Source organism: Citrobacter sp. S-77 (assembly GCF_963864895.1).
GTDB lineage: Bacteria > Pseudomonadota > Gammaproteobacteria > Enterobacterales > Enterobacteriaceae > Citrobacter > Citrobacter murliniae.
Genome location: NZ_CAWLWU010000002.1, coordinates 3,577,270 through 3,590,292 on the forward strand (window position 1 = coordinate 3,577,270; position 13,023 = coordinate 3,590,292).

Genomic DNA, 13,023 nt, shown 5'->3' on the forward strand with positions numbered 1-13,023 from the left:
AACGATAACATTGGATAAAAACAATACCTGAGAAGGTATATCCATACAAACAGATGAAGATTGCAGCCGTAACGTCTATAATCAGCGCCCCACACAGAGGTAGAACATGACTGTAACGACTTTTTCCGAACTTGAACTCGATGAAAGCCTGCTGGATGCCCTCCAGGAAAAAGGTTTCACTCGCCCGACCGCCATTCAGGCTGCCGCCATTCCGCCTGCGCTCGATGGACGTGATGTACTCGGTTCTGCGCCGACAGGCACCGGTAAAACGGCGGCATACTTGCTGCCAGCGTTGCAGCACCTGCTCGACTTCCCGCGCAAAAAATCCGGTCCACCGCGCATTTTAATTTTGACGCCGACGCGCGAACTGGCGATGCAGGTTGCCGAACACGCTCGTGAACTGGCCAAAAATACGCATCTGGATATCGCCACTATTACCGGCGGCGTGGCTTACATGAACCACATGGAAGTCTTCAGCGCAAACCAGGACATCGTGGTCGCAACCACAGGCCGCCTGCTGCAATATATTAAAGAAGAGAACTTCGACTGCCATGCAGTCGAAACACTGATCCTCGATGAAGCCGATCGCATGCTGGACATGGGCTTTGCCCAGGACATCGAGCACATCGCCGGTGAAACACGCTGGCGCAAGCAGACCATGCTGTTCTCCGCCACGCTGGAAGGTGATGCGATTAAAGATTTTGCCGAGCGTCTGCTGGAAGATCCGGTTGAGGTCTCAGCGGATCCGTCAACGCGCGAACGCAAGAAGATCCATCAGTGGTACTACCGCGCCGATGACATCGAGCATAAAACAGCTCTGCTGATCCATCTGTTAAAACAGCCTGAAGCGACCCGCTCAATTGTCTTTGTACGCAAACGCGAGCGTGTGCACGAACTGGCAGGCTGGCTGCGCCAGGCGGGGATTAATAACTGCTATCTCGAAGGCGAGATGGTACAGAATAAACGCAACGAAGCGATCAAACGACTGACCGATGGTCGGGTGAACGTACTGGTTGCGACCGACGTGGCCGCACGTGGTATTGATATCCCAGACGTCAGCCACGTGTTTAACTATGACATGCCGCGCAGTGGCGATGCCTATCTGCACCGCATCGGTCGTACCGGTCGTGCTGGCCGTAAAGGTACCGCGATTTCTCTGGTTGAAGCGCATGACCACCTGCTGCTCGGCAAAGCAAGCCGTTATGTAGATGAACCACTGAAGCCGCGAGTTATTGACGAACTGCGTCCAACAACCCGTGCGCCAAGTGAAAAATCTAACGGCAAGCCATCCAAGAAAGTGCTGGCAAAACGCGCCGAGAAGAAGGCGAAGGATAAAGAGAAGCCGCATGTGAAGAAACGTCACCGCGATGCCAAGAATATCGGCAAGCGTCGTAAGCCGAGCGGATCTGCCTCACAGCAGTCCGACAAAGAATAAACCGAATGCCGGGCCAGTCAGCCCGGCATTTTTTCATGCCTCGCAAAGCTCTCTACAATACAATCCATGAAAACCCGCATAGCCGGGCTGACGACTTTTCCGGCATGATGCGCGCACAATGCGGTAATCAACTCAGGATCTTCACCAAACGGTAACGCTATCAATTCTCCTGAACGCAACTCCTTCTCAACGGTAAATCGCGGTAAAAAGCTAACACCAAGATTAGCAGATACACACCGCTTGATGCTCTCAATACTCCAGAGTTCAATGGTATTTTCCAGTGTAATCTGTCGCTTTCGCAGCAGACTTTCAAAGCGTTGCCTGAAGATACATTGCGGTTCATTAATGATAAAGCTGCAGGGTATGTGCTGGTTATGCTGGGTGAAATTAACGTGCTGAAGAACCGGAGAAGCAACCAGGACAAGAGGTTGTTCGCCTAATGGCAGCATCTCAAGAGCATCGTCATTACCAACCCGATAAAATACTCCCAGATCAACATCATCACTCAGCAAAGCATCACGAATGACATAACAATTGAGTGACTGTAAGAATAAGCGAACATTGGGCGCACGTTGTTTAAACCGTTGTAAAACCTGAGGCATTTTATAAGCCAACAGCGTTTCTCCGGTTGCGACGCGGAGATCGCCGCTCGGTTGTGCATCTTGTTGTGCCGTTTGCCGGATCGATGCCATCACGCGCGTCAAGTCATGTATATGCGGCATCAGCCGTTTCCCTTCACTGGTCAGGCACATCCGGCGACCAATTTTTTCGAACAACTGCACCGAGAGTTCTTGTTCAAGCTGTTGAATATGAAACGTAACGGTTGACTGCGTACAACAAAGTTTTTGCGAAGCCCGAAGAAATGAGCCCTCTTCTACCACCGTTTTTAGCGTAATAAACCGACGTAAATCCATCTTCACCAACCCATCGAAATTATCGAACTTAGAATGCAAAAACATTCATTTTTTTAAATGTTCTGTGTCGGGTACTGTCTGCTAAAACAGAGGAGATAACAAGTGACCCCCACGCTTTTAAGTGCATTCTGGACCTATACACTGATTACTGCGCTAACCCCCGGCCCGAACAATATCCTCGCGCTTAGTGCAGCGACATCACATGGCTTTCGTCAGAGTACGCGTGTTCTGGCGGGAATGAGCCTGGGCTTTTTGATAGTCATGTTGCTGTGCGCCGGGATTTCATTCTCGCTTGCAGTCATTGATCCGGCTATCGTCCACTGGCTCAGTTGGGCGGGGGCAGCATATATCTTATGGCTGGCCATAAAAATCGCCACCAGCCCGACCTCAAATGATAGCCTTGAGGCAAAACCGATTAGCTTTTGGGCAAGTTTTGGCTTGCAGTTTGTTAATGTCAAAATCATTTTGTACGGCATTACCGCGTTATCCACGTTTGTTTTGCCGCATACAAAAGAGCTGAGTTGGATAATTGGTGTTAGCGTATTACTGGCATTGATAGGAACATTCGGCAATGCCTGCTGGGCGCTGGCTGGCCATCTTTTCCAACGCGTCTTTCGCAGCTATGGGCGGCAATTGAATGTCATTCTGGCATTACTGCTAGTGTACTGCGCTGCGAGGATCTTTTATTAAATGATGTAAAAAAGCGGAAGATGCACTGACATCTTCCGCTTTTTGATTATTGATTTAGCGGGGTTGATTCCCCGTAAGCCTTACAGGCTCTCAGTAAAGGTACGAGCAATAACGTCGCGCTGCTGTTCTGGTGTCAGTGAGTTGAAACGCACTGCATAACCAGAAACACGAATAGTCAGCTGCGGATATTTTTCCGGGTGCTTAACCGCATCTTCCAGCGTTTCGCGACGCAGAACGTTAACGTTCAGGTGCTGACCGCCTTCCACGCGCACTTCTGGTTGCACGTCTACTGGAACTTCACGGTATTCAATTTCACCCAGTTTGCTGACGGCAACGACTTCATCGGCATTGAAACCTGCTTTCGCAACGATGCAGCGTGCTTCACCTTTTTCGCTGTCCAGCAGCCAGAAAGAGTTCAGCAGGTCGTCATTTGCAGCTTTAGTAATCTGGATACCTGTAATCATGTTGATGCCTCCCCGGCAAAATTATTTGATTTCGGTCAGCCGTTTCTCCGGCCAATTGGTAAAACCATTGTTGCTTGAGTGTATATATACCCCTCACACACCCTTGAATCTTTGATTTAAATCAACAAAAACCACACATCAAAAGTGGTGATGGGTGGATTTTATTGTTTTACATCAACTTACGCCAAGTGCTCAGGTAAACTTTTTACATAAATTTTCAACTATCTTTAAGGGGTAGCCCATTGAGAAACGTACAGAATTTTGCGCCTCATAAAGAAGCAGTTAAGCTATAGCGATTGCAAATTCGCAGGAGAGCGAGATGGCCACCGAATTAACCTGGCACGATGTGCTGGCTGAAGAGAAACAACAGCCCTACTTTGTTAATACACTGCATACTGTCGCCGGCGAACGCCAGTCGGGTATGACAATTTACCCACCACAAAAAGATGTGTTTAACGCATTTCGTTTTACCGAGCTGGGCGATGTTAAGGTCGTCATTCTGGGGCAGGATCCTTACCATGGGCCAGGTCAGGCACATGGTCTCGCCTTTTCTGTCCGTCCTGGCATTGCCATTCCGCCATCATTACTGAACATGTATAAAGAGCTGGAAGCCACAATTCCAGGTTTTACGCGACCTGCACACGGATATCTGGAAAGCTGGGCACGCCAGGGTGTTCTGTTACTTAACACCGTCCTTACCGTTAGGGCTGGTCAGGCGCATTCACATGCGAGTCTCGGCTGGGAAACCTTTACCGATAAAGTCATTAGCCTGATCAATGAACATCGTGAAGGGGTGGTATTTTTGCTCTGGGGCGCGCACGCGCAGAAGAAAGGGGCAATTATTGATGCGCAGCGTCACCATATCCTGAAAGCGCCGCACCCTTCACCGCTCTCGGCACATCGAGGTTTCTTTGGCTGCAATCACTTTGTACAGGCAAATACGTGGCTGGAACAACGAGGTGAAAAAACAATTGACTGGATGCCGGTACTGCCGGCTGAGAGTGAGTAAAAAAATGCCAGCGATTCGCTGGCATTTTTATTATCAGGCTTTGTTCTGACGCCACCACTCCGCAAGCAGTACGCCTGTCGCCACGGAGACGTTGAGTGTCTCTACGTTGCCTGTGCCGTCAATCGCGACGCACAGGTCGTCTGCTGAGCATGCCGCTTCCGGCAGAGCTTCGCGTTCGCGGCCTAATACCAGCACCATTTTTTCCGGCAGCGTTGTGTTAAACAACGGCTTACCTTTGTCGCTGGAGGTCATGACGACGGTATAACCTGCCTGGCGGAAATCATCCAGCACATCGACAATACTGTCACCAGTAATTGGTTGAACGTGCTCTGCCCCACCTTCCGCGGTGCGAATCGCTGCACCAGATTCCAGCAGAGCTGCGTCCTGCACTACCACGCCTTTCACACCGAAGTGCGCACAGCTACGCATCATACCGCCCAGGTTGTGCGGGTTAGCGATATCTTCCAGCGCCAGTACGCAATCCTGCGCGCCCGCCTGACCGACCCATTGCTTAACGGTAGTACCATTACGTTTCTTAATCAGGAAGCAAACGCCGCCATGGTGCTCGGTACCAGAAGCTTTCGCCAGTTCGGCCTCGTCAACCACGTGGTAGGCTTTGCGATTTGCCGCCATCCAGCGTAACGCTTCTTTGAATCGTGGTGTCACGCTCTGAATAAACCAGGCACGGACAATTGCATCCGGACGGCTCTGGAACAGAGCCTGACAGGCATTTTCACCGTAAACGCGGGTTTCTTCCGCACGCTGACGACGTAATACTTCAGGATCGATAAAACTCTTGCCGCTAATACCACCGTGATCGGCCTTTTCCGCGACATCATCACTCGGCGCGCGGGATACGGTACGCCATGGTGAATCTTCACGTTTGCGGTCACGGTCACGATCGCGGCTCTGATTATTTCTTTCATCGCGGGCGGGGCGACGGCCACCGTCTGCACGAGACTTTCCTGGACGTCCTCCCCCTTTCCCGGTACGCGGGTTCTGGGTACGTTTTTCAGAATCATCATCACTGCGGACATACATCACTTTGACCTTGCCGCTTTTATTCTTCAATTCATCGTTCATGCTTTTCTCCACCAGCGCTGCGCGAAGCGCGCAGATTACCCGATGTGCACGTCGTTAGCCATTATTTCATTTAAAAGCTTATGACTATTGTACTCATTGAATAAAACGCATTGTTGTTTAAAACAGTCTCTCCGATAATATGTAACATAATAGAAACATACCGGCGTCATTGCCGCGAAGTCCATCCTACTCATCCAGAGGTTAGTTATGAATACCGTTTGTACCAGCTGCCAGGCTATCAACCGCATCCCTGAAGATCGCGTTCAGGATACGGCCAAATGCGGACGCTGTGGTCACGATCTGTTTGATGGTGAGGTGATCAATGCGACCGGAGCTACACTGGATAAGTTATTAAAAGACGATCTTCCGGTGGTAGTCGACTTTTGGGCACCATGGTGTGGCCCATGCCGTAACTTCGCCCCAATTTTTGAAGATGTTGCCGAAGAGCGTAGCGGTAAAGTACGCTTTGTTAAAGTGAATACGGAAGCTGAACGCGAACTCAGCGCACGTTTCGGCATCCGCAGCATCCCGACAATCATGATTTTCAAGAAAGGTGAAGTCGTCGATATGTTAAATGGCGCCGTACCAAAAGCCCCATTTGATAGCTGGCTTAACGAATCACTATAATCTATCCGGGGCACGTCTTGTGCCCCGTTTTGTCCTCTGCGACAATAACGTTTTTCAACGTGCTTCCCCATGACAGATAACGCCGTTCTTCAGTTACGTGCCGAGCGCCTTGCGCGCGCCACGCGCCCTTTTCTTGCCAGAGGTAATCGCATCCGTCGCTGCCAGCGTTGCCTGCTGCCACTAAAGCTCTGCCTTTGCGAAACGCTCGCGCCCTCTCAGGCAAAAAGTCGCTTTTGTCTGGTGATGTTTGATACCGAACCTATGAAGCCCAGCAATACGGGGCGTTTAATTGCCGATATTTTGCCAGATACCGTTGCCTTTCAGTGGTCACGAACCGAACCGCCGCAGGCATTACTTGAGCTGGCACGAAATCCAGATTATCACCCCATGGTAGTGTTCCCCGCTTCATATGCAGGTGAGGAACGTGAAGTAATTTTCACGCCACCAGCAGATAAACCGCCGTTGTTTATTATGCTCGATGGTACCTGGCCGGAAGCGCGCAAGATGTTCCGTAAAAGTCCGTACCTGGATAACCTGCCGGTGATTTCCGTCGATTTATCGCGCCTTTCCGCCTACGATCTGCGCGAAGCGCATGCTGAGGGGCAGTATTGCACTGCCGAAGTGGCGATAGCCTTACTGGATCTGGCTGGTGACAGGCAAGCAGCAGAAGCATTAGGTGGGCACTTCACACGCTTTAAAACACGCTATCTGGCAGGAAAAACTCAACATCAGGGAAGCGTCACAGCAGATTCAGCAGAAAGCGTTTAAAATCATTCGGTCACTGGTGTCATTAAGGAAGCCGATATGAGTCAACGTGGTCTGGAAGCGCTACTGCGACCGAAATCCATTGCGGTGATTGGGGCATCAATGAAACCCAATCGTGCAGGTTACCTGATGATGCGTAACTTACTGGCTGGGGGTTTCAATGGGCCGGTTTTACCGGTGACACCTGCCTGGAAAGCGGTTTTAGGTGTTCTTGCCTGGCCCGATATCGCCAGCCTGCCTTTTACTCCCGATCTTGCCGTTTTGTGCACCAATGCGAGCCGCAATCTGGCATTGCTTGAAGCGTTAGGTGAAAAAGGCTGTAAAACCTGCATTATTCTCTCGGCACCCGCAGCACAGTACGCTGAACTGTTAGCTTGCGCATCACGACATAAAATACGTCTGCTCGGTCCCAACAGTTTGGGACTTCTCGCCCCCTGGCAGGGGCTCAACGCCAGTTTTTCACCGGTACCGATTAAGCGCGGTAAGCTTGCATTTATCTCTCAGTCTGCCGCTGTATCCAATACTATTCTCGACTGGGCGCAGCAAAGGGAAATGGGATTTTCCTATTTTATCGCGCTTGGCGACAGCCTGGATATTGACGTTGATGAGCTACTTGATTACCTGGCCCGTGACAGTAAAACCAGCGCAATTTTGCTCTATCTCGAACATTTGAGTGATGCCCGACGCTTTGTCTCTGCGGCACGTAGCGCATCGCGCAATAAACCTATTTTGGTGATTAAAAGTGGTCGAAGTCCGGCAGCCCAGCGTTTACTTCATACCAGTGCGGGAATGGACCCTGCCTGGGATGCCGCCATCCAGCGTGCCGGTCTGTTACGCGTACAGGATACTCACGAGCTTTTTTCTGCAGTAGAAACCCTGAGCCATATGCGCCCGCTACGGGGCGACAGGTTAATGATTATCAGCAACGGTGCCGCTCCCGCTGCTCTGGCATTAGATGAGTTGTGGTCACGAAACGGCAAGCTGGCCACGCTGAGTGAAGAGACCTGTCAGAAATTACGCGATGCCTTACCTCTCCATGTTGATATCGCAAATCCACTGGATCTGCGTGACGACGCCAGCAGCGAACACTACATCAAAACACTGGATATTTTACTCTCCAGCCAGGATTTCGACGCCCTGATGGTGATTCACTCGCCCAGCGCTGCGGCTCCAGGCACCGAGAGCGCACATGCACTGATCGAAGCAGTTAAACACCACCCCAGAGGGAAATTCATTTCCTTGCTGACGAACTGGTGCGGAGAATTTTCATCCCAGGAGGCACGCAGGCTGTTTAGTGAGGCTGGATTACCCACCTATCGCACACCGGAGGGAACCATCACCGCGTTTATGCATATGGTCGAGTATCGGCGTAACCAGAAGCAATTGCGAGAAACACCAGCGTTGCCCGACAGCCTGACCGCCAATACCGCCGAAGCACATAATCTTTTGCAGCGGGCGATCGCTGACGGGGCGACATCTCTCGATACACATGAAGTACAGCCAATTTTGCAAGCCTATGGCTTACACACACTGCCGACCTGGATTGCCAGTGACAGCGCAGAGGCCGTGCACATCGCAGAACAAATCGGCTACCCGGTGGCATTAAAACTGCGTTCCCCTGATATTCCGCATAAATCGGAAGTTCAGGGGGTAATGTTATATCTGCGTACAGCAACAGAGGTGCAGCAGGCCGCTAATGCGATTTTTGATCGGGTGAAAATGGCCTGGCCGCAGGCGCGTATCCACGGTTTATTGGTACAAAGTATGGCCAACCGCGCTGGTGCTCAGGAGCTTCGCGTAGTTGTTGAACACGATCCGGTATTTGGGCCATTGATTATGCTGGGCGAAGGTGGAGTTGAGTGGAGGCCTGAAGAACAAGCCGTGGTGGCATTACCGCCATTGAACATGAATCTGGCACGTTATCTGGTGATTCAGGGGATCAAAAATAAAAAGATCCGCGCCCGCAGCGCACTACGACCATTAGATATCGCCGGTTTAAGTCAGCTTCTGGTCCAGGTATCCAACCTGATCGTCGACTGTCCGGAGATTCAGCGTCTGGATATCCATCCGCTTCTGGCCTCTGCCGGTGAATTTACTGCACTGGACGTCACGCTGGACATTGCCCCTTTCACTGGCGACAACGAAAGCAGACTGGCTGTACGCCCCTACCCCCATCAACTGGAAGAGTGGGTTGAGATGAAAAACGGCGAACGCTGCCTGTTCCGCCCTATTTTGCCGGAGGATGAGCCTCAACTGCAGCAGTTCATTTCACAGGTAACGAAAGAAGATCTTTATTACCGCTACTTCAGTGAGATCAACGAATTTACCCATGAAGATTTAGCCAATATGACGCAGATCGACTACGATCGGGAAATGGCCTTTGTCGCCGTACGTTGTCGAGATAACCATGAAGAGATCCTCGGTGTTACGCGAGCTATCTCGGATCCTGATAACGTAGATGCAGAGTTTGCTGTACTGGTTCGATCCGATCTCAAAGGACTGGGACTCGGCCGTCGATTGATGGAAAAGTTAATTACGTATACCCGAGATCACGGACTCAGGCGCCTGAATGGTATTACGATGCCAAACAATCGTGGGATGGTCGCCCTGGCCCGGAAGCTCGGGTTTGATGTTGACGTCCAGCTCGAAGAGGGGATTGTTGGGCTAACGCTTAATCTGGCCCAATTTGAGGAATCGTGAGTAAGGTACTGGAAATGTTGACCACATTAATGGGTACTGGTGGTATCATTGCTCGCTTATGTCGTCTGCATAGCACAGAGGACCCTTCAATGAACAGAGAAGAAATGCACTGTGATGTTGTCAAAATTTAAGCGTAATAAACATCAACAACACCTTGCCCAACTACCTAAGATTTCTCAGTCAGTTGATGATGTAGATTTCTTTTATGCTCCCGCTAATTTCAGGGAGACTCTGCTGGAGAAAATAGCCAGCGCGACGCAACGGATCTGCATCATAGCTCTGTACCTGGAGCAGGATGACGGTGGCAAAGGCATACTCGACGCGCTCTATGCGGCTAAGCGGCAGCGTCCCGAACTGGATATTCGGGTACTTGTTGACTGGCATCGTGCCCAGCGAGGGCGTATTGGCGCAGCGGCCTCCAATACCAACGCTGACTGGTATTGCCGAATGGCGCAAGAAAACCTAGGGATCGATATTCCGGTCTACGGCGTACCGATTAATACTCGTGAAGCGCTTGGCGTCCTGCACTTCAAAGGCTTTATCATCGATGATAGCGTCCTGTATAGCGGAGCAAGCCTGAACGATGTTTACTTGCACCAGCATGATAAATACCGCTATGACCGCTACCAGCTGATTCGCAACGCGCAAATGGCCGATATCATGTTCGACTGGGTAACGCAGAACCTGATGAACGGTCGCGGTGTTAATCGCCTTGATGATATCCATCGTCCTAAAAGCCCGGAAATTAAAAACGACATCCGTCTGTACCGTCAGGAACTGCGTGATGCCTCGTTCCATTTCCAGGGGAATGCTGATAACGAACAGCTTTCTGTTACTCCTCTGGTTGGGCTAGGAAAATCCAGTCTGCTAAATAAGACCATTTTCCACCTCATGCCTTGTGCGGAGCAAAAGCTTACGATCTGCACCCCTTATTTCAACCTGCCTGCTGTGCTGGTTCGCAATATCATCCAGCTACTACGGGAAGGGAAAAAAGTAGAAATCATCGTGGGCGATAAAACCGCCAACGACTTTTTCATACCTGAAAATGAGCCGTTTAAGATCATCGGGGCACTTCCCTACCTTTATGAAATTAACCTGCGCCGCTTCCTGAGCCGTCTACAGTATTACGTTAATACCGATCAGCTAGTCGTTCGCTTATGGAAAGATGATGACAATACCTATCATCTGAAGGGTATGTGGGTTGATGACAAATGGATGTTGCTAACCGGCAACAACCTTAACCCCCGAGCCTGGCGCCTGGATCTGGAAAATGCCATTCTTATCCACGATCCTAAGCAGGAGCTAACCCTTCAGCGCGAAAAAGAGCTTGAACTCATCCGTACGCATACTACCGTCGTTAAACACTATCGCGACTTACAGAGTATTGCCGACTATCCGGTAAAAGTACGTAAGCTTATCCGTCGACTACGCCGTATTCGAATCGACAGATTAATCAGCCGTATTCTGTAACCAAAACCCCGTCCAGTGACGGGGTTTTTCCTGTGGAGGTAACGGTGCGCCTGTTTATCCTTGCCTGTATCCTGACACTTTCTGGCTGTAGCCATATGGCGAACGATAGCTGGAGTGGACAAGACAAAGCCCAACACTTTATTGCCTCCGCCATGCTGGCTGCAGCCGGAAACGAGTATGCGCAGCACCAGGGAAATAGTAACGACCGCAGCGCTGCTATCGGTTTTATGTTCTCAGTCAGCCTCGGTGCATCAAAAGAACTGTTGGACAGCCGCCCCTCAGGAAGCGGCTGGAGTTGGAAAGATTTTGCCTGGGATATAGCCGGAGCATCCACCGGCTACGCTGTCTGGCAAATGGCCCATCGCTAGAGGCGCAGCCCTTTCCCTTTACGGTGTAGCATTAGCGAGACAAAAAAAGCGACCACCGCCATAGCGGTAACGTACCAGAAGAATGTCGTTTCCATCCCGACCGACTTTAGCGACAGCGCAACATATTCCGCAGAACCACCAAACAAAGCATTTGCCACTGCATAAGATAACCCAACCCCTAGAGCACGAACTTGTGCCGGGAACATTTCGGCCTTCAGGATCCCACTGATAGAAGTGTAAAAACTCACAATTAACAAAGCACACATCACCAAACCAAATGCCATAAATGGAGACGTCACATTCTGTAGCGCCGACAAAATAGGAACGGTGAACAGCGTAGCCAGCACCCCAAAGCACAACATCGAAGTACGTCGACCAATTTTATCTGACAAAGCACCAAATAACGGTTGCACCAGCATAAAGACACACAGCGCTGCTGTCATAATACCGCTGGCTACATTGGCATGCATACCTGCTGTATTTACCAGGTATTTTTGCATATAGGTAGTAAACGTATAAAAGCAAAGTGAGCCAGCGGCGGTAAAGCCAAGCACCATAATAAAAGCTTTACGGTTGCGCCATAATCCTTTCAGGGAGCCCGCTTCTTTCAACGCACGAACATCCTGTTTCGATGTTTCATCCAACTGACGACGTAACCATAATGCGACAATCGCCAGTACTGCCCCCAGCGCAAATGGGATACGCCATCCCCACGCTCTGAGTGCAGAGTCTTCTAACGTTTGCTGCAGTATCACCACAACCAGTAATGCCAGTAATTGTCCGCCTATCAACGTAACGTACTGGAATGAAGCATAAAATCCTTTCTTACCTTCAACGGCCACCTCACTCATGTAGGTTGCGCTAGTTCCATACTCTCCACCAACCGACAGTCCTTGGAATAATCTGGCAAGCAACAGCAGTGCGGGTGCCCATGTACCGATAGTTTCATACCCCGGCAGACAAGCGATCACCAACGACCCCATACACATCATGCACACTGACAACAGCATGGATTTTTTACGCCCATGTTTATCTGCGATCCGGCCAAAAAGCCATCCGCCTATCGGCCGCATCAGGAAGCCCGCAGCAAAAACGCCGGCGGTTTGTAGGAGTTGTGTTGTGGTATTTCCGGAAGGAAAAAAGATATGAGCAAAATAAAGAGAACAGAAAGAATAGATGTAAAAATCAAACCATTCGACAAGATTCCCTGATGACGCCCCTACAATTGCCCATATACGACGACGGGTATCGCTGTCGGTCAGCGCCCCATTCTCAGTTACACTGCTATCAGCCATTAGAATTGTGCCCCTGCCAAGGATCTGTTGAATCTTACAATGATGTATTGTGTTTTTAGTGAAAAATATGTTACATAATTGTTATACATCATTGCGAGAGTTAGATCACGATTTTAATTAGCAGAGAAAGGAATCAGATTTATATGATGGAGGGTAAGAAGCCTGAGTCTCATAGAACTACGCTTGTCAGACCTGAAGTCCGC

The 13,023-nt window shown here is 50.3% G+C and carries 12 protein-coding genes; 8 read left to right on the plus strand and 4 right to left on the minus strand.

Going from position 1 to position 13,023, the window contains the following annotated elements:
• Positions 1 to 106: 106 nt before the first annotated feature.
• Entirely contained in the window at positions 107 to 1,435 is a 1,329-nt protein-coding gene (gene srmB, locus AACS05_RS17645) for an ATP-dependent RNA helicase SrmB (RefSeq protein WP_045446296.1), read from the plus strand.
• Positions 1,436 to 1,452: 17 nt separating this feature from the next.
• On the opposite strand, the gene AACS05_RS17650 is transcribed toward srmB, so the two are convergent.
• Positions 1,453 to 2,349 carry a LysR family transcriptional regulator gene (locus tag AACS05_RS17650; protein ID WP_144243081.1) on the minus strand — a complete coding sequence of 299 codons (897 nt, stop codon included), beginning with the start codon at positions 2,347 to 2,349 and terminating at the stop codon, positions 1,453 to 1,455.
• Positions 2,350 to 2,451: 102 nt separating this feature from the next.
• Here AACS05_RS17650 and eamB point away from each other — a divergent pair, with 102 nt between their 5' ends.
• On the plus strand, positions 2,452 to 3,039 hold the full coding sequence (gene eamB, locus AACS05_RS17655; RefSeq protein ID WP_045446310.1) for a cysteine/O-acetylserine transporter: 588 nt from the start codon (positions 2,452 to 2,454) through the stop codon (positions 3,037 to 3,039).
• A gap of 80 nt (positions 3,040 to 3,119) precedes the next feature.
• Here the strand turns inward: eamB and grcA are convergent, their stop codons facing one another.
• Positions 3,120 to 3,503, minus strand: a complete 384-nt coding sequence (gene grcA, locus AACS05_RS17660) for an autonomous glycyl radical cofactor GrcA (RefSeq protein WP_003037563.1) — start codon at positions 3,501 to 3,503, stop codon at positions 3,120 to 3,122.
• A 319-nt stretch (positions 3,504 to 3,822) separates the two neighbouring features.
• On the opposite strand from grcA, the gene ung reads away from it, so the two are divergent.
• Complete coding sequence (ung, locus tag AACS05_RS17665; protein WP_045446313.1) at positions 3,823 to 4,512, plus strand: uracil-DNA glycosylase; 690 nt, start codon at positions 3,823 to 3,825, stop codon at positions 4,510 to 4,512.
• A 33-nt stretch (positions 4,513 to 4,545) separates the two neighbouring features.
• On the opposite strand, the gene AACS05_RS17670 is transcribed toward ung, so the two are convergent.
• Positions 4,546 to 5,595, minus strand: a complete 1,050-nt coding sequence (locus AACS05_RS17670; protein WP_045446316.1) for a tRNA/rRNA methyltransferase — start codon at positions 5,593 to 5,595, stop codon at positions 4,546 to 4,548.
• A 207-nt stretch (positions 5,596 to 5,802) separates the two neighbouring features.
• Here AACS05_RS17670 and trxC point away from each other — a divergent pair, with 207 nt between their 5' ends.
• From trxC to AACS05_RS17700, 5 genes are all read left to right on the plus strand, one after another.
• Positions 5,803 to 6,222: a thioredoxin TrxC gene (trxC, locus tag AACS05_RS17675; protein WP_045446319.1), complete on the plus strand. Its 420-nt coding sequence runs from the start codon at positions 5,803 to 5,805 to the stop codon at positions 6,220 to 6,222.
• A 69-nt stretch (positions 6,223 to 6,291) separates the two neighbouring features.
• A complete protein-coding gene (gene tapT / locus AACS05_RS17680; protein WP_045446322.1) occupies positions 6,292 to 6,990 on the plus strand; it encodes a tRNA-uridine aminocarboxypropyltransferase in 699 nt (232 codons plus the stop codon).
• Between the two features lie 36 nt (positions 6,991 to 7,026).
• A complete protein-coding gene (locus tag AACS05_RS17685) occupies positions 7,027 to 9,687 on the plus strand; it encodes a bifunctional acetate--CoA ligase family protein/GNAT family N-acetyltransferase (protein WP_045446325.1) in 2,661 nt (886 codons plus the stop codon).
• Between the two features lie 114 nt (positions 9,688 to 9,801).
• Positions 9,802 to 11,157, plus strand: a complete 1,356-nt coding sequence (gene pssA / locus AACS05_RS17695; RefSeq protein WP_045446329.1) for a CDP-diacylglycerol--serine O-phosphatidyltransferase — start codon at positions 9,802 to 9,804, stop codon at positions 11,155 to 11,157.
• Positions 11,158 to 11,201: 44 nt separating this feature from the next.
• The gene (locus AACS05_RS17700; RefSeq protein WP_045446332.1) at positions 11,202 to 11,525 is read left to right on the plus strand and encodes a YfiM family lipoprotein; all 324 of its coding nucleotides are present in this window, start codon (positions 11,202 to 11,204) and stop codon (positions 11,523 to 11,525) included.
• Here the strand turns inward: AACS05_RS17700 and AACS05_RS17705 are convergent.
• A complete protein-coding gene (locus AACS05_RS17705) occupies positions 11,522 to 12,820 on the minus strand; it encodes an MFS transporter (protein ID WP_045446334.1) in 1,299 nt (432 codons plus the stop codon). The two genes, AACS05_RS17700 and AACS05_RS17705, sit on opposite strands and share 4 nt — an antisense overlap.
• Between the last annotated feature and the right edge of the window lie 203 nt (positions 12,821 to 13,023).

What these genes read in the sequence shown, in the direction of transcription:
- pssA (WP_045446329.1), top strand. Translation starts at nt 9,802, where the DNA reads ATGTTGTCAAAATTTAAGCGTAATAAACATCAACAACACCTTGCCCAA.
- trxC (WP_045446319.1), top strand. Translation starts at nt 5,803, where the DNA reads ATGAATACCGTTTGTACCAGCTGCCAGGCTATCAACCGCATCCCTGAA.
- tapT (WP_045446322.1), top strand. Translation starts at nt 6,292, where the DNA reads ATGACAGATAACGCCGTTCTTCAGTTACGTGCCGAGCGCCTTGCGCGC.
- AACS05_RS17685 (WP_045446325.1), top strand. Translation starts at nt 7,027, where the DNA reads ATGAGTCAACGTGGTCTGGAAGCGCTACTGCGACCGAAATCCATTGCG.
- srmB (WP_045446296.1), top strand. Translation starts at nt 107, where the DNA reads ATGACTGTAACGACTTTTTCCGAACTTGAACTCGATGAAAGCCTGCTG.
- AACS05_RS17670 (WP_045446316.1), bottom strand. Translation starts at nt 5,595, where the DNA reads ATGAACGATGAATTGAAGAATAAAAGCGGCAAGGTCAAAGTGATGTAT.
- grcA (WP_003037563.1), bottom strand. Translation starts at nt 3,503, where the DNA reads ATGATTACAGGTATCCAGATTACTAAAGCTGCAAATGACGACCTGCTG.
- AACS05_RS17650 (WP_144243081.1), bottom strand. Translation starts at nt 2,349, where the DNA reads ATGGATTTACGTCGGTTTATTACGCTAAAAACGGTGGTAGAAGAGGGC.
- AACS05_RS17705 (WP_045446334.1), bottom strand. Translation starts at nt 12,820, where the DNA reads ATGGCTGATAGCAGTGTAACTGAGAATGGGGCGCTGACCGACAGCGAT.
- ung (WP_045446313.1), top strand. Translation starts at nt 3,823, where the DNA reads ATGGCCACCGAATTAACCTGGCACGATGTGCTGGCTGAAGAGAAACAA.